At 59.7% G+C, this 20426-nt stretch carries 22 protein-coding genes, 3 tRNA genes and 2 pseudogenes; 15 read left to right on the top strand and 12 right to left on the bottom strand.

All coding sequences use genetic code 11. The features are described from left to right. Positions 1-457: 457 nt before the first annotated feature. Complete coding sequence (locus J3P77_RS12010; protein WP_434676857.1) at positions 458-688, bottom strand: DNA-binding protein; 231 nt, start codon at positions 686-688, stop codon at positions 458-460. A gap of 81 nt (positions 689-769) precedes the next feature. Between J3P77_RS12010 and J3P77_RS12005 the strand changes: the two genes are divergently transcribed. The 6 genes from J3P77_RS12005 to J3P77_RS11980 all read left to right on the top strand — a co-directional run bounded on the left by J3P77_RS12005 (position 770) and on the right by J3P77_RS11980 (position 4632). After that, entirely contained in the window at positions 770-1135 is a 366-nt protein-coding gene (locus tag J3P77_RS12005; RefSeq protein WP_434676856.1) for a helix-turn-helix domain-containing protein, read from the top strand. A gap of 172 nt (positions 1136-1307) precedes the next feature. Further along, positions 1308-1952 carry a response regulator transcription factor GacA gene (gene gacA, locus J3P77_RS12000; protein WP_434676855.1) on the top strand — a complete coding sequence of 215 codons (645 nt, stop codon included), beginning with the start codon at positions 1308-1310 and terminating at the stop codon, positions 1950-1952. A gap of 2 nt (positions 1953-1954) precedes the next feature. After that, complete coding sequence (uvrC, locus tag J3P77_RS11995; RefSeq protein WP_434676854.1) at positions 1955-3778, top strand: excinuclease ABC subunit UvrC; 1824 nt, start codon at positions 1955-1957, stop codon at positions 3776-3778. A 32-nt stretch (positions 3779-3810) separates the two neighbouring features. Then, positions 3811-4371, top strand: coding sequence for a CDP-diacylglycerol--glycerol-3-phosphate 3-phosphatidyltransferase (gene pgsA / locus J3P77_RS11990; RefSeq protein ID WP_434676853.1), 561 nt, complete (start codon positions 3811-3813; stop codon positions 4369-4371). A 63-nt stretch (positions 4372-4434) separates the two neighbouring features. Then, positions 4435-4510, top strand: a tRNA-Gly gene (locus J3P77_RS11985). Between the two features lie 48 nt (positions 4511-4558). Next, positions 4559-4632 (top strand) — tRNA-Cys (locus J3P77_RS11980). A 142-nt stretch (positions 4633-4774) separates the two neighbouring features. Here the strand turns inward: J3P77_RS11980 and J3P77_RS11975 are convergent. From J3P77_RS11975 to J3P77_RS11965, 3 genes and pseudogenes are all read right to left on the bottom strand, one after another. Continuing rightward, a pseudogene (locus J3P77_RS11975) lies at positions 4775-4939 on the bottom strand (integrase); the annotation flags it as partial. Positions 4940-4981: 42 nt separating this feature from the next. Next, positions 4982-5341, bottom strand: coding sequence for a helix-turn-helix domain-containing protein (locus J3P77_RS11970; protein WP_434676852.1), 360 nt, complete (start codon positions 5339-5341; stop codon positions 4982-4984). Beyond that, positions 5341-5643 (bottom strand): type II toxin-antitoxin system HigB family toxin, encoded by a 303-nt coding sequence (locus J3P77_RS11965; protein ID WP_434681988.1) that lies wholly within the window; start codon positions 5641-5643, stop codon positions 5341-5343. Before J3P77_RS11965 ends, J3P77_RS11970 begins: the two co-directional genes overlap by 1 nt. A 110-nt stretch (positions 5644-5753) precedes the next feature. Here J3P77_RS11965 and J3P77_RS11960 point away from each other — a divergent pair. After that, positions 5754-5909: pseudogene (locus J3P77_RS11960) on the top strand (glycoside hydrolase family 19 protein); the annotation flags it as partial. Positions 5910-6162: 253 nt separating this feature from the next. Continuing rightward, positions 6163-7350 (top strand): NO-inducible flavohemoprotein, encoded by a 1188-nt coding sequence (hmpA, locus tag J3P77_RS11955; RefSeq protein ID WP_434676851.1) that lies wholly within the window; start codon positions 6163-6165, stop codon positions 7348-7350. 91 nt (positions 7351-7441) lie between these two features. Here hmpA and J3P77_RS11950 read toward each other — a convergent pair whose 3' ends face one another. Next, complete coding sequence (locus tag J3P77_RS11950) at positions 7442-8077, bottom strand: DUF2238 domain-containing protein (RefSeq protein WP_434676850.1); 636 nt, start codon at positions 8075-8077, stop codon at positions 7442-7444. A 293-nt stretch (positions 8078-8370) separates the two neighbouring features. On the opposite strand from J3P77_RS11950, the gene J3P77_RS11945 reads away from it, so the two are divergent. Continuing rightward, a complete protein-coding gene (locus tag J3P77_RS11945) occupies positions 8371-8835 on the top strand; it encodes a hypothetical protein (RefSeq protein ID WP_434676849.1) in 465 nt (154 codons plus the stop codon). Between the two features lie 94 nt (positions 8836-8929). On the opposite strand, the gene J3P77_RS11940 is transcribed toward J3P77_RS11945, so the two are convergent. Next, a tRNA-Leu gene (locus J3P77_RS11940) sits at positions 8930-9015 on the bottom strand. Positions 9016-9538: 523 nt separating this feature from the next. On the opposite strand from J3P77_RS11940, the gene J3P77_RS11935 reads away from it, so the two are divergent. Beyond that, positions 9539-9925: a helix-turn-helix domain-containing protein gene (locus J3P77_RS11935; protein ID WP_434676848.1), complete on the top strand. Its 387-nt coding sequence runs from the start codon at positions 9539-9541 to the stop codon at positions 9923-9925. Positions 9926-9974: 49 nt separating this feature from the next. Here the strand turns inward: J3P77_RS11935 and J3P77_RS11930 are convergent, their stop codons facing one another. From J3P77_RS11930 to J3P77_RS11910, 5 genes are all read right to left on the bottom strand, one after another. Beyond that, positions 9975-11030 carry a DNA topoisomerase IB gene (locus J3P77_RS11930; RefSeq protein WP_434676847.1) on the bottom strand — a complete coding sequence of 352 codons (1056 nt, stop codon included), beginning with the start codon at positions 11028-11030 and terminating at the stop codon, positions 9975-9977. An 82-nt stretch (positions 11031-11112) separates the two neighbouring features. Next, entirely contained in the window at positions 11113-12201 is a 1089-nt protein-coding gene (gene modC / locus J3P77_RS11925) for a molybdenum ABC transporter ATP-binding protein (protein ID WP_434676846.1), read from the bottom strand. Positions 12202-12204: 3 nt separating this feature from the next. After that, positions 12205-12885, bottom strand: a complete 681-nt coding sequence (modB, locus tag J3P77_RS11920; RefSeq protein ID WP_434676845.1) for a molybdate ABC transporter permease subunit — start codon at positions 12883-12885, stop codon at positions 12205-12207. Next, positions 12886-13653, bottom strand: coding sequence for a molybdate ABC transporter substrate-binding protein (gene modA / locus J3P77_RS11915; protein ID WP_434676844.1), 768 nt, complete (start codon positions 13651-13653; stop codon positions 12886-12888). It abuts the gene before it with no gap. 103 nt (positions 13654-13756) lie between these two features. Continuing rightward, positions 13757-14833: an NAD(P)H-dependent flavin oxidoreductase gene (locus J3P77_RS11910; protein WP_434676843.1), complete on the bottom strand. Its 1077-nt coding sequence runs from the start codon at positions 14831-14833 to the stop codon at positions 13757-13759. 137 nt (positions 14834-14970) lie between these two features. On the opposite strand from J3P77_RS11910, the gene acuR reads away from it, so the two are divergent. The 3 genes from acuR (at position 14971) to J3P77_RS11895 (ending at position 17753) form a co-directional block, all read left to right on the top strand. Beyond that, positions 14971-15606 (top strand): acrylate utilization transcriptional regulator AcuR, encoded by a 636-nt coding sequence (gene acuR / locus J3P77_RS11905; RefSeq protein ID WP_434676842.1) that lies wholly within the window; start codon positions 14971-14973, stop codon positions 15604-15606. A 46-nt stretch (positions 15607-15652) separates the two neighbouring features. Continuing rightward, positions 15653-16636 carry an acrylyl-CoA reductase (NADPH) gene (gene acuI, locus J3P77_RS11900; protein ID WP_434676841.1) on the top strand — a complete coding sequence of 328 codons (984 nt, stop codon included), beginning with the start codon at positions 15653-15655 and terminating at the stop codon, positions 16634-16636. 118 nt (positions 16637-16754) lie between these two features. Continuing rightward, positions 16755-17753: a site-specific integrase gene (locus tag J3P77_RS11895; protein WP_434676840.1), complete on the top strand. Its 999-nt coding sequence runs from the start codon at positions 16755-16757 to the stop codon at positions 17751-17753. A gap of 249 nt (positions 17754-18002) precedes the next feature. On the opposite strand, the gene J3P77_RS11890 is transcribed toward J3P77_RS11895, so the two are convergent. Continuing rightward, positions 18003-18281 carry a DUF2790 domain-containing protein gene (locus tag J3P77_RS11890; protein ID WP_434676839.1) on the bottom strand — a complete coding sequence of 93 codons (279 nt, stop codon included), beginning with the start codon at positions 18279-18281 and terminating at the stop codon, positions 18003-18005. Between the two features lie 253 nt (positions 18282-18534). On the opposite strand from J3P77_RS11890, the gene J3P77_RS11885 reads away from it, so the two are divergent. Together J3P77_RS11885 and J3P77_RS11880 are read left to right on the top strand one after the other, a co-directional pair. Beyond that, positions 18535-18927: a cupin domain-containing protein gene (locus J3P77_RS11885; RefSeq protein WP_434676838.1), complete on the top strand. Its 393-nt coding sequence runs from the start codon at positions 18535-18537 to the stop codon at positions 18925-18927. Next, positions 18920-20419, top strand: coding sequence for a methionine--tRNA ligase (locus J3P77_RS11880; protein ID WP_434676837.1), 1500 nt, complete (start codon positions 18920-18922; stop codon positions 20417-20419). The genes J3P77_RS11885 and J3P77_RS11880 overlap by 8 nt, the downstream gene beginning before the upstream one ends. Positions 20420-20426: the final 7 nt, after the last annotated feature.

The raw sequence follows: 20426 nt of genomic DNA, 5'->3' as shown, positions 1-20426 counted from the left end.
GGGGGTTAGAGAAATCTCTGGTTGGCGTCCCGTTCAAATGGGCGCCGTGTGGGTATCAGGCGCGCCAGTGGCTAAACCAATACCCATAATAAAACTCGACCGGCAGACAGATCGCCGTGTGTTCCATCCATGCAGCCGCAGTCTGCGCCTGACGATCAGCGTCGAGCGTGTGCGATAGCGATGGTGTGGAACAGAAGGGCGACATGAAAGGTTCCGTCAAGGTCGGGGTCGAGCTTACGTCAGATACTGTTGCGGATTCAAATGAAAAATCGGACGGACGTAAGCTCAAGTGAGCCAAAAGCCACGCGGAACATTCGACAGGCCTATACACTCGCAGGCAGTCGATCATCGATGATCGAGCTACTGACAAAGGTTGTCCGAAAAGGCAACTTCAGCAATTGCATCTGCTGATCGCCGGCGCCGTCTTTTTCCCCCAGCTGTGCATCAGCGGGGAACGTTACTCCGTGACAACGTCATGCTCGATTCCCGATGCGGGTATGCTGCCGATCTTCATGCCCAATAAAACCGCCACTTTGTGCGCCTCACCGCGCCGTCCCTTCTTTCGACCTGCCAGAACCTGATAGGTAGTAGCCGGATCAATGCTGTTTTCACGCGCGAATTCCTGAACGGATTTTCCCTGTTGTTCCAGCCAGGCCTTGGCTTGTGCAGCAGTACGGATTCCGGGCATAGTTCAAAACCGTTCAAATCAGTTTAATTTATCTGGATTCTACCATTCGTAAGAATGGGGTCAACAGGGTTATGCATTCAAATGAGTGGAATAGGCTACCGGCTAAGAAAAGAAAGGGAACGTCTTGGGCTTTCTCAGCGTGCCTTTGGTGAAATCGGTGGTGTGGAGGCGAATGCCCAGGGAAAGTACGAAAGCGGTGACCGGGCCCCTAAGGCTGATTATCTCGCCGCGGTCGCTGCCAAAGGCGTCGACGTGCTTTATGTACTGACCGGGACGCATACCCCTACGCCAGTCGACGCCTTGAGTGTCGCCGAGGAAAAAGTGCTGGGTAGCTATCGCGTGCTCAATCGCGAAGATCAGGACGCGATCCGCCGGTTGACCACGACCATGGCCGAGCTGTCTGCATCCTATGCCAGTGGCAAGGGGCTCTCCGCCGACAGTGAATAAGGGGCGCGGCGCGGATGCCGCGCAAACAACGAGTGGTTGTAGAACGAACGACAGTTGTCCGGATTCCGTCGAATCGTATCAGCCGCCAGACAGATCACTACGATGCTAGGTCTGGATCGCGGTTTTTGGTATGGTGACCGGATTCGTTATGACTGTTGCGTGAGGTGTCTGCTTGATTAGGGTGCTAGTTGTCGATGACCATGATCTTGTTCGGACAGGCATCACCCGCATGTTGGCCGATATCGACGGCCTGCAGGTGGTCGGGCAGGCCGATTCCGGCGAAGAATCTTTAAAGAAGGCTCGGGAACTGAGACCCGACGTCGTGCTGATGGACGTCAAGATGCCTGGCATCGGTGGCCTTGAGGCAACCCGCAAAATGCTGCGCAGCCATCCCGAGATCAAGGTTGTCGCGGTGACGGCGTGTGAGGATGATCCGTTTCCCACGCGTCTGTTGCAGGCCGGCGCCGCTGGCTATATGACCAAGGGGGCGGGGCTGGCGGAAATGGTTCAGGCGATTCGCCTGGTATTCGCCGGGCAACGCTACATCAGTCCGCAGATTGCCCAGCAACTTGCGCTCAAATCCTTCCAGCCACAGGTCAACAATTCTCCCTTCGATTTACTGTCCGAGCGTGAGATCCAGATTGCGCTCATGATCGTGGGCTGCCAGAAAGTCCAGACGATCTCCGACAAGCTGTGCCTGTCGCCCAAAACTGTGAATACCTACCGTTACCGTATCTTCGAAAAGCTCTCGATCGGCAGTGATGTCGAGCTGGCTTTGCTGGCTGTACGTCACGGCATGGTCGATGCCAGCGCTTGAATATGACCCTTGCGTTTGACCCCAGTGCCTTTCTTTCGACCTGCAGCGGTCGGCCCGGCGTGTATCGAATGTTCGACGCCGAGGGGCGCCTGCTCTATGTAGGCAAGGCCAAGAACCTCAAGAAACGTCTGGCCAGCTACTTTCGCAAGACCGGTCATGCACCCAAGACCGGCGCGCTGGTAGCGCGAATCGCGCAGATCGAAACCACCATTACCGCCAACGAAACGGAAGCGCTGCTGCTGGAGCAGACGCTGATCAAGGAGTGGCGACCGCCCTACAACATCCTGCTGCGGGACGACAAATCGTACCCTTATGTCTACCTGTCCGACGGTGATTTCCCGCGCCTGAGCATTCATCGTGGGGCGAAAAAGACCAAGGGACGCTATTTCGGCCCTTACCCCAGCGCCGGAGCCATCCGCGAAAGTCTGAGTCTGCTGCAGAAGACCTTTCAGGTCCGTCAATGCGAAGACAGCTACTACAAGAACCGCAACCGCCCCTGTTTGCAGTATCAGATCAAGCGCTGCAAGGGGCCTTGCGTCGGGTTGGTCGAGCCCCAGGTGTATGCCGAAGACGTGCGCCACTCGGTCATGTTCCTTGAAGGGCGCAGCAATGCGCTGAGTGACGAGCTCAACGCATCGATGGAGAAAGCCGCGATGGCGCTCGACTTCGAACGGGCTGCCGAGCTTCGCGATCAGGTCGCGTTGCTGCGTCGGGTACAGGACCAGCAGAGCATGGAAGGCGGCACCGGTGACGTCGATGTCATCGCCGCTTTCGTCAATCCGGGCGGCGCTTGCGTGCATTTGATCAGCGTCCGTGGTGGGCGAGTGCTGGGTAGCAAGAACTTCTTTCCTCAGGTGGGTATAGAAGAAGAGGTGGGGGAAGTCATGTCCGCGTTCCTGGCCCAGTACTACCTTGGGGGTGTGGATCGCGAGTTGCCGACCGAACTGATCGTCAACGTGATCAATGAAGATTTTCCGGCACTGGTGGAGGCGGTCGAGGAGCTTCGCGGGCGCGAACTCTTGATCAGCCACCGCGTGCGGGGTACGCGTGCGCGCTGGCAGCAACTGGCTGTGACCAACGCCGAGCAGGCCCTGGCCGCGCGGCTGGCCAATCGACAGCATGTGGCGTCACGTTTCGAAGCGTTGGGCCAGGTCCTTAATCTTGATGAACCGCCGATGCGACTGGAGTGTTACGACATCAGCCACTCCAGTGGCGAAGCGACCGTCGCGTCCTGTGTGGTGTTCGGGCCCGAAGGCCCGATCAAGTCAGACTATCGTCGCTTCAACATCGAAGGCGTTACTGGCGGCGATGACTACGCGGCCATGCATCAGGCGTTGACGCGCCGTTACAGCAGAATCATGGACGGCGAGGGCAAGCTGCCTGACGTGCTTCTGGTAGATGGTGGCAAGGGCCAGATGTCCATGGCGCGCGACGTGCTCGACGAGCTGGGCGTTCCAGACCTCATTTTGTTGGGCGTGGCGAAAGGCGTGACCCGCAAGGCCGGCTTCGAAACGCTTTATCTCAACGACGCTGCGCACGAGTTCACCCTGCCGGGCGACTCGCCGGCGCTGCACTTGATTCAGCAGATACGTGACGAGGCCCACCGTTTTGCCATCACCGGCCACCGGGCGCGAAGAGGCAAGACGCGGCGCACATCGACGCTCGAAGGTGTCGCGGGGGTCGGGCCGACACGGCGCCGGGATCTGCTCAAACACTTTGGCGGCCTGCAGGAATTGTCCCGCGCGAGCATTGATGAGATCGCAAAAGCACCGGGAATTAGCAAAAAGCTGGCAGAGTCGATTTATGCGAGCCTGCACAGCGAGTAGAATGCCCGCTCACCTCGTAGCCAGTTGTGCCGATGAATATCCCTAATCTGATTACCGTTCTACGTGTTGTACTGATTCCGATCTTCATTCTGCTGTTTTATTTGCCTTATCACTGGAGCTACATGGCGGCCAGTACGGTATTCGCGTTCGCTGCGGCAACGGACTGGCTTGATGGTTACCTGGCGCGCCGGCTTGAACAGAGCACCCCGTTCGGTGCGTTCCTTGATCCGGTGGCCGACAAACTGATGGTGGCGGTCGCCCTGGTATTGCTGGTTCAGGTCCATGCCAGCCTCTGGCTGACGCTGCCGGCAGCCGTGATCATCGGTCGCGAAATCGTCATCTCCGCGCTGCGCGAATGGATGGCGGAAATCGGGGCGCGCGCTCAGGTCGCCGTGTCGAACATGGGCAAGTGGAAGACCGCAGCGCAGATGCTCGCACTGGTCATTCTGCTCGCCAATCCGCCCGCCGTTACCTTCTGGGTGGTACTTGGTTATGCGCTATTGCTGGTGGCCGCCGGCCTCACGCTATGGTCGATGCTGCAGTACCTGCGTGCAGCCTGGCCACACCTGAAAACCACTGCGGAAAAAAAATAAGTTTTTGAATCAAAGGGTTGACGGACGTTTGCAAGTGTATACAATGGCGCACGTTACCAAGAAGCGGGAATAGCTCAGTTGGTAGAGCACGACCTTGCCAAGGTCGGGGTCGCGAGTTCGAGTCTCGTTTCCCGCTCCAGTTTTAGATGTCCGAAGTTGATGTTTAGTCGGGCATCGTGTGTTTTGAGGCCGAGTAGCAAAATGGTTATGCTGCGGATTGCAAATCCGCCTACGCCGGTTCGATTCCGACCTCGGCCTCCACTCTAAAAGCCCCGCAGATTAACGTCTGCGGGGTTTTTTCTTGTGCGCGAAAAGGGCAGGTGTTCCCTGATTTTTGGGAAGGTGCTCCCTGACTTTGCGTTTTTTGAGGTTTCTGAGCTGCCTGTCGGAACGGTGCCGGCAGTCATTTCGAAGGCTTCGCGATAGCGCCGACCCGCCGATAAACCCGCTGTGTGATCTCCTCTTTAGTGTGCCCCAAGAGCAAGCTCGCATGGGATAGATCAACAACCTCCGAGGCGGTTTTAGGCCGTATTTCCCGAAACTGAAATTGCATGATGCTCACTGCAAGCTCGCTCGTGTTTCCGGTTATTCCGATCCCGTCGAGCGGACGTCAAGTGTTGCCGGCCAGCAAGCTTTCGTAAGGGATGCGCAAGCCATCGTGTAACCGCTTGATCATGGCCAGGCTGAGTTTGCGCTTTCGATTGAGCACCTCCGACACGCGCCCGCTACTGCCTATATAAGGCTCCAGATCTGTAGGCGTCAGCCCCTGTTGCTCCATGAGAAATTTGATCGCCTCAATGGGGTCCGACTTTGGGAACGGGTACCGTTCTGCCTCATATTTTTCAATCAAAATCGACAGGATCTCCAGCTCGTCTCCGTCCGGTGTATCGCGTTGCGCCCCCCAAAGGGCTTCGACGCGGCTCAGCGCTGCGGTGAGGTCGCTGTCTGTGTGAATAGGTTTGATATCCATCAAATGGTCTCCGCGTCCATTTTGTCGTACTGGGCATGCGTGCCGACAAACCGTATGAAAGCGATTTGTCTTTCGTAATCGATAGCCAGGATGACCCGATACTTGTTACCGGCAATGTTGAACACCACTCGACCACACTTCAGGATGCTGGCGGTGCGTAATTCAGCTTTGACTTCCTGGGGCGTCCGATACGTTGCCTTCTCCATATGCCGGTACCACTCCACCAATGGGATCATGGCATCTGCATAAGAAGAACTGCTCTCCCAAAAGTCTCGCAAGGTCCCTCGTGCGATTACTCTCAAACCACATCCTCCCAATTTGGGAGGGATGTTAGCGTTCACGTCGTGTGATCTCAAGTTCACATTTGTAACCGGCCTGAGGTGATGCCAAGCCCATCGTTGGAGAAATCATCTTGCCCATCAACTGGCAGCAGTTGCTGCAGATCTTGCCAAACGCCTGCACTGCCGCGGGCGTTTTTGTTCTTCTTCTCGACACCGCCATGGGCCGGTATCAGCTTGTGATACGGTTACGTATCGGAGCATTTCTCGCTCCGGTAGGACACAAATCCGCCTACGCCGGTTCGATTCCGACCTCGGCCTCCACTCTAAAAGCCCCGCAGATTAACGTCTGCGGGGTTTTTTCTTGTGCGCGAAGAAAGCAGCGCATGCCAGACGAGTCAATCTGACTCTAATCCTCCAGAGCGAGTCATCATGACTCAGTCAATCTGACTCCACCTAACCCTAACACCCTGAATAATCAATTGTTTCCAAGTGGCACAGCCCTTGCTCTACAGGAGATAAACCTCTAACCCTGGAGTTAGCATGCTCAGTTCGGCACAGCGAGACATCATCAAGGCCACGGTTCCTCTCCTGGAAACCGGCGGCGAGGCTCTGACCACTCATTTCTATCGGATCATGCTCGACGGGCACCCTGAAGTGCGACCGCTGTTCAATCAGGCCCACCAGGCGAACGGCGCTCAGCCGCGGGCGCTGGCCAACGGCGTATTAATGTACGCCAGGAACATTGACCGGCTGGAGAACCTTGGGCCACTGGCTGGCCAGATCGTGAACAAGCACGTCGCGCTGCAGATCCTGCCGGAGCACTACCCGATTGTGGGGGCATGCCTGTTGCGGGCGATCCGCGAGGTGCTGGGCGAGGATGTCGCGACGGGTGAGGTGATTGCTGCCTGGGGCGCGGCCTATCAGCAGTTGGCCGATATCCTCATCAATGCGGAACACGATGTCTACGAGAGCATCGCTGCCGCGCCCGGTGGGTGGCGCGGCGGACGGGCTTTCAGGGTGTCGGCCAAGGTTCCGGAAAGCGCCGAGATCACTTCGTTCTATCTTGAGCCTGTGGACGGCGGACCTGTCATTGCCTATAAGCCCGGTCAGTACATCGGCGTTCGCCTGAATGTAAACGGTGCCGAAGTCCGCAGGAATTACTCCCTGTCCGCAGCGTCGTCGGGAACAGGGCTGCGTATCAGCGTCAAGCGTGAACCAGGCGGTGTCGTTTCCAACTTCCTGCATGATGAGGTTTCAGTGGGGGCGGTGCTGGAACTATTTCCACCTTCAGGGGCGTTTACCCTGAGCGACAGCTCTAAACCGTTGGTACTGATCAGTGGCGGCGTCGGCATCACTCCAACACTCGCAATGGCCGAGGCGGCCCTCGGTGAGGGCAACCGGGAAGTGGTCTTTATCCATTACGCACGCAATGCCAAGGCTCAGGCGTTTCAGGCTGTGCTTAACGACTGGCAGCAGCGTTATCCGTTGTTCCAGGCCCATGTGGTTCATGAGGAGCAGAGTGCCGATTCTCTCCAGCGGCCAAGTGCGATCGGGCGTCCAGCGCTGGGGCATCTGGCGCAATGGCTGCCTGCGGACAAAGATGTCGACGCTTATTTCCTTGGACCGAAGCCGTTCATGGCGTTCATGAAGCGGTCGCTTGAAGAGCTGGGCGTACCCGAGGCGCAGACTCACTACGAGTTTTTCGGCCCGGCGCAAGACTTGGCGTAACGCGCTCGGATACCGCTGAGAGAAGAAGCCCTGGGGGCCGCCGTCCCCCAGGGCTTTTTTATGGGCGCAACACAGCCGGACATAGGCGCATTCAGCGCATCGGCGAAGGTGCTCGAAGCGCGTTTCGTATCGAATGGCCACGGCATACAAGGATCAGCAGAGCTCCGCCGGCGGCGAGAGCCATGTCCTTCTGCGCGTCCCACGGGTCGCCCTGGGCACCGAGAAATGAGGAGTTACCCTGGCCGCCGATCCACTCCATCAGCTCGTAAAGCATGGAAGTGGACAGCACGAATGACCAGGCAATCAGCGACGCCCAGGCGCCCTGCAGACGACACCTGTCCACGACGATTTCGCGGATGGGGAGGGCGAAAAGCAGACCGTAGCCCAGATGAACCAGACGGTCATAGTGGTTTCGATCCCAGCCCAGTAGCTGATCGATGTTCACGCCCGTCAGCCTTGCGACAGCCATGTTGTAAGGCACGTCGGGGTAGGTGAAGTGGGTGCCGATCTGGTGCAGACATAAAAACGCCACAACCAGCGCCCAGGAACGAGTCGTCCAGTAAAAGTGGCGCCTGGCGAGCCAGACCGCCGCTGCGCCAATCGCTACCAGAGCATTTTCCATCAGCCACGTCTTTCGGTCGGCGGGCTCCCAGCCAAGCAGCAGGAACACGCCAAGGAAGGCGAGTTGCAGCCAGGTCGTAACCGATGATTTGTCGCTGATCCGCACTCTGGCGTCCTTATCGGCACTGCTTGCCGAGCCGTTGAATCTGCATGGGCCTCGTCAACGTTAGTCCGACCGCAATTGCAGAGATTCCATTCGATCGACAACTTGCTTGGCAGCACTTCAATTCATTCGATTCATTCGATATGTGTGCACCGACGGACGGGGGTTTATTAGTTCATCCAGGGCTGGCAACAGCCGATAGGATAAGGACCGGGAATTGGATCCTAAACGCGCGAATGCTGTAACAGACCGCGCTGGCTGGCCTTGATTCTGAGGTTTATGTAATCCGGAGGTTTATGAAGTACGTTCTGGTTTTACTGGCAGCTGGCATGTTGGCCGCCTGCGGTTCCAATCCCGCGAACACGGCTCCGCCGCAAGGTATCCAGCTGACTGTTCGCGATTTCAGCGCAGAAATCGACAATGCTTCCGGCACAGTCGACCTGCACCTCACCGTACACAATCATTATCCCGTTGCCCTGCAAGGGCTGAACATCCATCTGGTGCCGCGCGACGGCGAGGGCCAGCCGATTCCGGGAGCCAATCTGGAGCTGCAGGCGGCGCGCCCCATAGCGCCAGACGAAATTATTGGCCCGTTCAGGGTGACCGCGCAGACTAACGGCCATGAGGTGAGCTGCATCGAGCTGTATCAGATCGAAGCAACGCTGCCTGGCTACCTGATCACCTTCGCGTCCGGGACAGACGCCTTCGAACTGGTGCAGGGCAAGCGTTCGACGCTCTGTGCGCCAGTGGCGGCCACTTGATCGGCGGGCGGGTTCAGCTGTGGCTGAAACGCTGAGAAAGGCAGAAAGCACAAAGGGTTGCTCACATTACGTGCGCAACCCTTAGATTTGTAGATGGTGCCCCGAGCCGGGGTCGAACCGGCACGCCCAGAGGGCGAGGGATTTTAAGTCCCTTGCGTCTACCAATTTCGCCATCGGGGCGGTAGCGCCAAGAGCAGGGAATATATACACCCCGACCCCATGAAGCAAGCTCGCAGATGATCCGGATAGCCTGCGAGGCGTCATTTCCAGTTGGATAAAACTGTCGAGAAATCATGAATCTACGCAAAACGGCGGACATCGCGTCGAGCATTGTCGCGCGCCGCGCGCCGCGCACCAGCGAGGTGGCAGTCCGGACGGCACCGTTCTGGCAATGGCCCGCGCCGGGAAAGCGAACCGCGATAAACGCAACGATCTTCCGCTGTTGCTGACAGGCCCTTACACCTCGCCTATAACTGTCTCTCAAGATGGACGACATGCTTCTGTCGCAGGGGCAGGCCGGCCCGTCGAACATAAGGTACAGCCGATAAACGCTAGTTGAATGTTTCCGAGTAATGTAGGAGAAACCTGATCAGGGTCGACGGTAACGGCAGAGTGAAGCATTGGGCTGTGGCGCCGTAAAACCCTGGGGACAAGACAATCGGTCAGAAAGGTCTGACCGCTTGAAACGGGGAGGGGGATAGCCATGAGCGACATTGGTTCACGTCTGAGACAGGAGCGTAAACGTTTAGGACTCTCGCAAAGAGAACTGGGACAACTTGGTGGGGTGGCAGCTAACGCACAGGGTCGATACGAGAGCGGCGAGCGAGTGCCAAAAGCCGATTATCTGGCGGCGGTTGCGTACATCGGTGTGGACATACTTTATGTGCTGACCGATCGGAGGGCGGCATCTTTGGTGATGAGCGACTTCGTCGAGCGGATGACTGCCACAGGTGGTGAGCCCGCAGCCATGTTTGTTCAGGTTCAGCAGGCGGTCAGTCAGCTTGTCAGCACGATTGAGCAGATATCTACTACCTACAAGGTCGAGGCTCGACAGACATCACCGCCGTTACCGTTGGCGGTGCAAGAGTAGCTGGTCTTCATTCCTCGATTAACCTGTCCAGAGTAAGTCGCGCTGCTCTTCAGACTGAAGTTTCTTCGATGGCTTCTTCGACCTGTTCGTTCAGTGCCCGCAGAAAACTTGCCAAAGCGACTTCTTCCTGGCGCAGGCCCTTGCGTTCCCGGATGCGTGGCAGCTTTGCCAGGCTGCCCATCAGAAAGCCGTCCAGCACGGCGGGGTGGATATAGCATTTGCGGCAGATGGTCGGTGTGTTGCCCAGCAGCCGTGATACCTGCTTGACCATCTCGACGATGTGTTTCTTGGCGTCGGCCTCAGGCTCCCATTGCAGCTTGCGCAAGGTTGCCAAGGCCATGGCACTGGCGGCCCAGGTACGGTAATCCTTGGCGGTGAAGTCGGCGCCGGTCAGTTCGTGGAGATAAGCGTTGATGTCCGATGACGTCACGTTGTGGCGCACGCCGTCTTCGTCCAGATATTGAAAAAGATTCTGACCGGGCAGCTCCATGCAGCGTTTGATCACGTTGGCCAGGCGTCGGTCGTTCACACTGACGCGGTGCTCGACGCCGCTCTTGCCGCGAAACTCGAAAAGTATCTTGCCGCCGCGTACTTCCACATGCCTGTTACGTAGTGTCGTGAGACCGTAGGACCGATTTTCCTTGGCGTATTGGGTGTTGCCGATGCGGATCAGCGTTGCGTCCAGCAGCGAGACGACAGTCGCCATGACTTTTTCGCGGCCCATGCCCGGCTGCGCCAGTTGCGCTTCGATCTGTTTGCGCACCTTGGGCAGCGCTTCGCTGAACTGGATAAGACGAGCATATTTGTTCTGGTCGCGGATCTGCCGCCAGCGTGGGTGATAACGGTATTGCTTGCGGCCACGCGCGTCACGACCGGTAGCCTGCAGGTGGCCGGCGGGGTCGGCACAGATCCAGACGTCCGTGTAGGCGGGCGGTACCGCCAGAGCGTTGATGCGCTTGATCTGCTCTTCATCGCGAATGCGCTCGCCGTTGGTATCGAAGTAAGCGAACTTGCCCCTCAGCAACTTGCGGCTGTATCCAGGCTGGCTGTCGTCCACGTAATGCAGATCCGATGGGATGGGGGCAACAGCGGTCGATTCGGGCATGGCGAAACTCCAGAGGCAGGTAACGTCATTGACCTCGACCGCGCCGGGTGGTGCCGAATATTTAATGCCGGCCCGCGTTTGCTCAGGCCAGCACCGCCACGGACTTGATCTGCGCCCAGAGCAGTTGGCCCGGGTGAATCTGTAGCTGATCAGACGAGAATCGGGTGATACGTGCCAGCAGCGGCGTGCCGTGTGCGTCGAGTCGCACCATCACGTGGGCGCCGTTGTCGGCGGGTGCGGTGCTGACCACGGTTACTGGAAGCCGATTGAGAATGCTGCTGTGTCCGTCGGGCAGCAGAGTGAGGCTCACGTCCCGCGCCTGCACCTTGAAGCGCAGATTCCTGCCGGTCTCGATGGCCACGTGCGCGACGCGAACGATCAGTTCGCTGCGGGGAAGGGCAAGGCTCAGCAGTTGGTAGTGGGCGTCATAGGCGGTCGCGGTGCCTTCGATGGTCACGCCTGCGTCATCACCCAGCGCCAGCGGAAGATCCAGACGCGCCAGGGTTTCTCCAATGGGCCCACTGGCCAGAACCTTGCCCTGTTCCAGCAGCACCAGATGATCGGCGAGCCGCGCGACTTCATCCTGCGCGTGACTGACGTACAGCATCGGGATATCGAGTTCACTGTGCAGCCGCTCCAGATAGGGAAGAATCTCTGCCTTGCGTCGCGCGTCCAGCGCCGATAGCGGCTCATCGAGCAGCAGCAGGCGAGGGCTGGTCAGCAGTGCGCGGGCGATGCCCACACGCTGGCGTTCTCCGCCCGAGAGAGTGTCCACCCGCCGCTCAAGCAAGTGCTCGATACCCAGCAGTTCCGCAGCCTGGGCCAACTGGAGACGACGCTGACTTCGGGCTATGCGGTTCAGGCCGAAAGCCAGGTTGCCGGCCACAGACAGGTGGGTGAACAGGCTGGCCTCCTGAAACACATAACCCATCGAGCGCCGGTGGGGGGGAACAAACAGGTTGCGCGCAGAATCCTGCCAGGTTTCCCCGTTTACCTTTATCAGCGCGTGCTGCGCCTTTTCCAGGCCGGCAATGCAGCGCAGGCAAGTGGTCTTGCCCGAGCCGGACGGGCCGTACAACGCGGTCACACCCGAGCCGGGCAACGTAAGGTCGACATCGACCTCGAAGGCGGGGAAGGTCATGCGCAGCCGGATTTCCAGAGGCATCGGCATCGGTTATCTCCACCCGGCCCGTGTCTTGTCGCTCGAATACAGCGCCAGCAAAACCACGAACGAAAAAACCACCATTGCGCCGGCAAGCCAGTGCGCCTGCAGGTATTCCATCGACTCGACGTGATCGAAGATCTGCACCGAAACCACCCGAGTCTTGTCAGGTATGTTGCCACCGATCATTAATACCACCCCGAATTCGCCGACGGTATGCGCAAACCCTAAAATCGCGCCAGTCACAAAGCCGGGTTGAGCAAGGGGCAGTGCGACGTTGAAAAACGTGTCCCAAGGCCCGGCCCGCAGGGTGGCGGCGACCTCCAGCGGTCGCGGACCGATGGCCGCGAATGCGTTATGCAGCGGCTGCACGACAAAAGGCATCGAGTACAACACCGAGCCGATCACCAGCCCGCTGAAGCTGAACGTCAAGGTGCCCAGCCCCAGCGCCTGAGTCATTTGCCCGACCGGACCGTGCGGGCCGAGCAACAGCAGCAAGTAGAAGCCGATCACGGTTGGCGGCAGCACCAGCGGCAGCGCGACGATCGCCCCGACCGGCCCTTTGAGCCACGAACGGCTTCGCGACAGCCACCAGGCGATGGGCGTTCCGATCACCAGCAGGATCAGGGTCGTTAGCGAGGCAAGCTTGAGCGTCAGCCAGATCGCCGCCAGGTCGGCGCTTTCCAGCGGCATTTACAGCTGGTATCCATACGATTTGATGATCTCGGCAGCATGTGGCCCTTTGAGATAATCCATCAGCGCCTTCGCCGCGACGCTGTCCTTGCCTTTATTGAGGATGACGGCGTCCTGGCGGATCGGGTCATGCAGGGCGGCCGGCACTATCCAGGCAGAGCCGCTGCTGAGCTTCCCGTCCTTGTAGACTTGCGACAGCGCAACAAAACCCAGCTCGGCATTACCGCTGGAAACGAACTGATACGCCTGGCTGATGCTCTGGCCTTCTACCAGACGCGAGCGTGTTGCTTCACTCAGGCCGAGCTTGCCCAGCACTTGAGTCGCGGCCAGGCCGTAGGGAGCGCTTACGGGGTTGGCGATGGACAGATGGCGATAATCCTGACCCTTTAATACATCGCCCTTGTCATCCACGTAGCCCGGCCTGGGAGACCACAGCGCCAGGGTGCCGGTTGCGTAGGTAAAGCGCGAGCCTTTGACCGTTGCGCCTTCCTGCTCCAGTTTTGCCGGGGTGGAGTCGTCAGCCGAAAGGAACACTTCGAACGGCGCGCCGTTATTAATCTGCGCATAGAACTGCCCGGTGGCGCCGAAGGACGCCACCAGTTTGTGGCCGGTGTCCTTCTCGAACTCCTTGGCGATCGCCAGAATCGGCGCGGTGAAGTTTGCCGCTACCGCAACCTGGACTTCGTCGGCGAGGGCCGAACCGGCGCCCAGGGCTGCCAGAGCGACAGCGATAAGTTTGAGGGGCGGGCGCAGGGCGCTGGCTTGCATGGGAGGCTCCGGATACAGCAGGAATTGAACGAGCCGCCCGCAGGCGGCCCTTCGCTATATACGGGAATATATAGCGATCCTGTGTCGGGAGGGAAGCGAGGATTCAGACGCCGCGCAGGCGCTGCAGAGCTTCCTCGGCCAGCAGACGGGTCAATTCTTCGGCGGGCAACTCGCGTTTCATGCCCACAGCCTGGCCTGACCACATGTTCATGAAATCGCCGTTGCCCGCTGGTTCGGCTTTGGCGCGTAGCGGCATCAGCGCTCCGCCGGCAAGCGGGAAGGCGGGCGCGAGCGGGCTCATCGGACCGATCTCACGCATTACCCGGTTGACGATGCCGCGGGCCGGGCGGCCAGTGAACAGGTTGGTCAGCGCTGTCTGACTGTCCTTCGCGCCGCGTAGCGCTTCGCGATAAACGTTGCCTGTTTTTGCCTCAGGGCAGAGCAGGTAAGCCGTGCCCACTTGTGCGGCGGCCGCACCGAGCATGAACGCCGCAGCGACGCCGCGCCCGTCGGCGATTCCGCCCGCTGCGATCACTGGAACCCGGACTGCGTCGACGATCTGAGGAACCAGCGCCAGGGTGCCGACCTGGGTGTGTAGCTCGTCGCTGAGGAACATGCCGCGATGGCCGCCCGCTTCGTAACCCATGGCAATGACCGCGTCGCAACCATGGCGCTCCAGCCAGATCGCTTCATCCACCGTGGTTGCCGATGAGATGATTCTGGCGCCGCTGGCCCGAACACGTTCCAGCAAGCCGGCGTCAGGCAGACCGAAATGAAAACTCACTACTTCCGGGCGCAGCATTTCGACCAACTGGCAGCTGGCTTCATCGAATGGCGCGCGATTGGAGACCGGCGTTGGCGCATCGAAATCCGCGCCAAGCTCTGCGTAGTAGGGCTTGAGCGCCTGCTTCCACCGCTCCGCGCGTTCGGCGTCGAAGGGCGGCGGCGTGTGGCAGAAAAAGTTGAGGTTCAAAGGCGAGCGGCTGTTCTGACGAAAAACCGCCACCTCTTCGCGAATCTGCTCGTGGGTCAGCAGCGCGCAGGGCAGTGACGCCAGCCCGCCGCCCTTGGCGACCGCAATGGCCATGGCGGAGCCGGTCGCTCCGGCCATCGGCGCGTGCAGGATAGGGAGCTCAATATTGAATAGTTCAAGCAAGCGGCGGTCTGGCCAGGTGGACATGCGGCAGGCTCCTGTCGGAAGGCGGGAAGGTGATCGGCAAACGGATGGTCGGTCTTCTTTATCGTCGGGCGAGTATAGCGAGCCGTTTCGGGACAGGGAGTTTGACATTAGAAACGATCAGTCTAATCTTTGCACTCATGACTGAATCAATACCCAAGCCGCGCCGTCCAGGCCGGCCACCCAAGATTGACCGTGAACCTCACGAGACCCGCGAAGTCTTGCTGCGTCGAGGGCTGGAAGTCCTCACGGAACAGGGCTATATGGCGACCGGTCTGGATTTTCTGCTCAAGGAAATCGGCGTGCCGAAAGGCTCGTTCTACCACTATTTCGAAAGCAAGGAAGTGTTCGGCCGCGCCGTGCTCGGTGAATACGCTCTGTATTTTGCGCGCCAGCTGGACCGCTGGCTGCTGGACGAGACGCTATCGCCACTGGAACGTCTGGTGGGTTTTGTGCAAAGCGCCAAGGCTGGCATGGCGCGTCACGGCTATCGACGTGGCTGCATGGTTGGCAATCTCGGACAGGAAGTCAGCGTGTTGCCCGAAGGCTTTCGCGATGCGCTGGAACACATCCTGCTGGCTTGGCAGGCCCGACTTGCCGACTGTCTGCGAGCGGCGCAGCGCGCTGGCGAGCTGAGCCACAAGGCTGATTGTGCAGAGCTTGCCGCCTATTTCTGGATCGGTTGGGAAGGCGCCGTGCTGCGCGCGCGGCTGGTCCGTAACGACGCACCACTCAACACGTTCATCGCGGGCTTTCTGCGTGGTTTGCCGCAGTGAGCAGCGACCAAACATTAATAAACAATCGGTCTAAATCGGAGGCGGCATGTTCAGAGGCATCTTGATCGACAAGGATGAGCACGGCTACCACGCGCGGCTCCAGGAAATCGACGAAGCTTTGCTGCCGGCCGGAGACGTGACGGTACGCGTCTCGCACAGCACGCTGAACTATAAGGACGCGCTGGCATTGACGGGGCAAAGCCCCATCGTGCGCAGTTTCCCGATGGTCCCCGGCATCGATCTGGCAGGAACGGTCGAGGCCAGCGACTCGCCGGCCTTCAAGGCGGGGGACGCGGTCCTGCTCAACGGCTGGGGAGTCGGCGAGTCCCATTGGGGCGGCCTGGCTGAAACGGCCCGGCTGAAGGCTGACTGGCTGATCCCGTTACCCGAAGCGTTCACACCCGTTCAGGCCATGGCGATCGGCACCGCTGGATACACCGCCATGTTGAGCGTTCTCGCGCTGGAACGTCACGGCGTCGCGCCCGGCGACGGGGAAGTGCTGGTCACCGGCGCCAATGGTGGCGTTGGCAGTTTTGCCATTGCCTTGCTGGGTCGGCTTGGCTATCAGGTGGTGGCGTCGACCGGGCGTCCGGACGAGGCTGAATACCTTACGCGACTGGGCGCAGCGAGGATTATCGACAGGCACAGCCTGTCCGAGCCCGGCCGCCCGTTGGCCAGAGAACAGTGGGTGGCGGCCATCGATTCCGTGGGTAGCCATACGCTGGCGAATGTCTGCGCGGGTATTCGCTACCGGGGCATCGTCGCTGCCTGCGGACTGGCCCAGGGGATGGAGTTCCCAGGCTCGGTCGCGCCCTTCATTCTGCGGGGCGTGACGCTCGCCGGCATCGACAGCGTAACGCGGCCCCGGGAAGACAGGCTGGAAGCGTGGAGCCGGCTCGCGACCGACCTCGACCCCGCGCTGCTGCCGCTGATCAGCCGGGAGATCGGTTTGAGCGAGGTAATCAACGTTGCGCCGCTACTCCTGGCCGGCCAGGTAAGAGGCCGAGTCGTGGTCGACGTCCGACGATGAGCGCGACCGCCCGCCGGGCAACGCAGGGCGAAGCCGAGCGTGCTAAAGTCAGGCCTTTGAATCAACCGCGCAGCGGCCGTCCGGCTGCTCTGCCCGTGCACTAAAGGCGTTGCGTCACATGCCCGATGATCCCGATTCCGCGCACCTTGCGGCTGAGCCCGAAGCCCGGCCCACAGCCCGGCCGGAAAGAACCGCGCCGCTGGCACTTCCAGACGTCAGCAACCCACTCAAGCTCTACCTCGACCGTCTTGCGCCTTCAAGCCGTCTGACCATGACTTACGTGCTGCAGGATGCTACTGACCGGCTGGGGCTTGCCGACGTCGACATTCGCGATGTGCCCTGGCACACCTTGCAACCGGGGCATGTCACTGCGCTGGTGGCGACGCTGCGCGCCGACGACTACGCGCCCAACACCACTTCGCTCTACGTCAATGCGATTCGCGGCGTGATGAATGAAGCGTGGCGGCAGGACCTGATTACCCACGACCAGTTGCTCAAGATCCGCTCGATCCCGGGGGTGAGCGGTACACGGCTGGGCAAGGGCCGAAACATGCGACGCACGCTGATTCGCGAGCTGATGGACGTCTGCGCCGCGGACCCCAGACCGCAAGGGCGGCGCGATGCGGCGATCATCGCGATTCTGTATGGCTCGGGCATGCGCAAGTCCGAATCGGTCAATATCGACCTGTCGCAGGTCGACTTCACCGAGCGCAGCCTGAAGGTCATGGGCAAAGGCAACAGACAACTCGTCAAGTACGCGCCGGCCTGGGCCTTCGATGCACTGAATGCCTGGCTCGAATTGCGCCGGTCCTGCCTGCCGGCCGGACAGGAGGATGATCACTTCCTGTTCAATCGCATCCGCCGTGGCAATCACATCACCCGGGACCGAATTACCAAGCACGCCATCTACTTCATCGCCAAACAGCGCGGTCGCCAGGTCGGCGTGGACATCATGCCGCATGATTTCCGGCGCTCTTTCATCACCCGCGTGATCGAAGAATATGACCTGTCCATCGCCCAGAAACTTGCCCACCATACGCACATCGCCACGACCGCCAGCTATGACATGCGCAGCGAGAACGAGCGCCGCAGGGTGGTTGACCGGTTCGATCTCTGAACAAAAAAAGGCCACCGCACGTCAGTGAGGTGGCCAAAAGATCTAACCAAAGGAATGATGAAGAAGAGCATGTATTCATCCGACTTGCGATGCGGATTCGCAAGAGGCTGGAACGTGTTCAACCATCGACGGCAACGTTAACACCGCTGCCCGGACAATGATTATCAGCTCTGTTGATAGTCATTATCATCATCCGCTACTTGTCGCTCCAGCCCTCATAAAACGCGCCCTCGCAATTTTCAGACGTTCTCAACTATCGGCGCAGCTGTCGGAAAGACGCATGTATTCCAGGTTATGCCGCACGCCGTGGCTGTCCACATAAATCATGTTGGATTTCACCGGCTCGCACTCAAGAGAAGATGCGGTGGAGATATTGATCACATGCGCAATATCCAGCTTCTGCGAGTAATCGTATTGCACCGCGGGCACTGACTGACTGGCGGCGGCCGTCTCGGCCGGCACATTGATCTCGGCGGCGGAGGCGAACAGGCTGAACATGGACAGGGCGGCAAACATTGCATACTTCATTATGAACTCCATTTATTCACTGTTTGCAGAGGCGGTAAGTGTGCTCTGCGATGGAGGTCATTCTGGAGCGTCGGTTGGCGAACCGGAAATAGTGGCTATCGATGCCCGCCATCATCAAAACTGATAGATGAGACAACACACATTCGGCTGACTAAAAATTCAATTCGTGGCCCGTGAAGTATCGAGGGATCGAATAGCCAATCGGAACACCAGATTTCATCCTTGAGCCTGACTTCAACGCACGGGTTTGAGCATGGAAAAGTTCGACATTCACAGAAGGATCAACTTCGACGCCCTGGTACCGGAATACGGACTGGAAGGCAGCCGCCTGCTGCCGTGGCAAGGTTATCCGATGCCGTTCGCTGGCGGCTGGTGCGTGGTCCGCCCAGGCACCACCAGCGAAGCGCATACCCAGGTCGATCAGGAGATTTTCATCGCGATCAAGGGCCGCGCCAGGCTGGTAGTCGGCGAACGCGAGATGGACTTTGCCGTCGGCGATATCGCCGCGATCCCCAAACACACCAACCATTACATGATCAACGACTCCGTCGAGGACTTCCATTTCTACGTGGTGTGGTGGGACATGAACTACGTGGACGCGTTCGTAGCCGGGCACAACGAAACCACGGGGTGCCTCGATGACTAAGTTCATTGTCACCATCACGCCGCCGACCCCCAATGGCGACTTGCACATCGGCCACATCGCCGGGCCGTTCCTGGCGGCCGACGTGTTTACTCGCGTGCAGCGTCAGCGCGGTCATGACTGCGTGCTGGTCTCGTACTCCGACGACTACCAGTCCTACATGCTGCGCAAAGGCCTGGAGGCCGGCGTCGATCCGGTGCTGCTGGCCCGCCGCAACACCGATCGCATCGAAGCCTCGCTGGCTGCGATCAACATACGACCGGACAACTGGATGCGCCCTCACGGCAATCCATGGTTCGTCGAAGCGGTCACCGAAGTGTTCGGCAAGTTGCGTGATGCCGGCTTCATCGAGTTCCGGGATTCACTCGAAGCCTACTGTTCGCACTGTGACGTCTGGGGCTATGAGGCATTTGCCCGCGGCAATTGCAACTATTGCGGCGCGGAATCCGACGCCAGTCAATGCGAGAACTGCGCCCAGGCGCCGGACGCAGAGTTGATGACCGAGCTGCGTTGCAAGCTGTGCAGTCAGCCTTCGCAATGGAAACCCGCGCATCGGGCGTTCCTCAAGCTAGCGGCATTCAGACCGGTGTTGCGCGCGCGACTGCTCGACCGCAAATGGCGCGCGCCCCTCAATGGCTGGCTGACCGATACCCTGGAGCACCTGCACGACTGGGGCGTCACGCGCCCAGGCGACGGCGGGCTGGATCTGCAGCCGGACGGATCATGCCGGGTTCATACCTGGTTCATGGGGCTGGCAGGCTACATGGCCGCGTTCCGGGAACATGCCGCCAATACCGGCCAGCCGGATCTTTTCCGCCAGTACTGGCAATCGGGGCAGGGGAGTCTGGTGCACTTTCTGGGCTTTGACTGTGTATTCAGTCACGCCATTGTGTACCCGGCACAGCTTTCCGTGCTCGACGACTTCAAGGTGCAACAGCGCTTTGTCCCCAACCAGTTTCTCAAGCTCGACGGCCTCAATCTGTCCACCAGCCGCAACCACGCCATTTGGGTCGGGGATCTGGCACGCGATGCCTGCGCCGACAGTGCGCGTCTGTACCTGGCGAGCATCGCGCCGGAGGAAACCGAAGGCGACTTCCGCCTGCAGCATTTCCTGAGCTGGCGTCAGGCGCTATTCATCGATTTCATCCCGGCTTTGCTGGAAGCCGGTCCGCGCAGCCAGGACGACTGGTGGAGCGGGTTGTGCGGCCCGGACGCCGGTTTGCTCGAAGCGCTGCGATTGCAATGGTCGCGCGCAGCCGAGCCCGAGCATTTCTCCATGAAGGGCATGGCCCAGGCGCTGCTGGACGTCATCGCCATTACCCGCACCCGCCTCGCCGAAGGACGACCGGTTCGCCATCTGGCCGCGTGCATCGCGGTGTTGGGCAAGGCGCTGATTCCGGATACGGCGGCGGCCATCGTCAGTGCTTTCGACCTGCCCGAAGCGCGGGTCAACGCCACGCTGATGTCGGGCTCGGCCGCCGAATATTCCATCTGAACGGACT

The sequence above is a fragment of the Pseudomonas sp. R1-18 genome, from assembly GCF_051132095.1.
Classification (GTDB): domain Bacteria; phylum Pseudomonadota; class Gammaproteobacteria; order Pseudomonadales; family Pseudomonadaceae; genus Aquipseudomonas.
The sequence above is the reverse complement of the archived record's forward strand: the minus strand, read 5'-3'. Positions and strand labels throughout refer to the sequence as shown.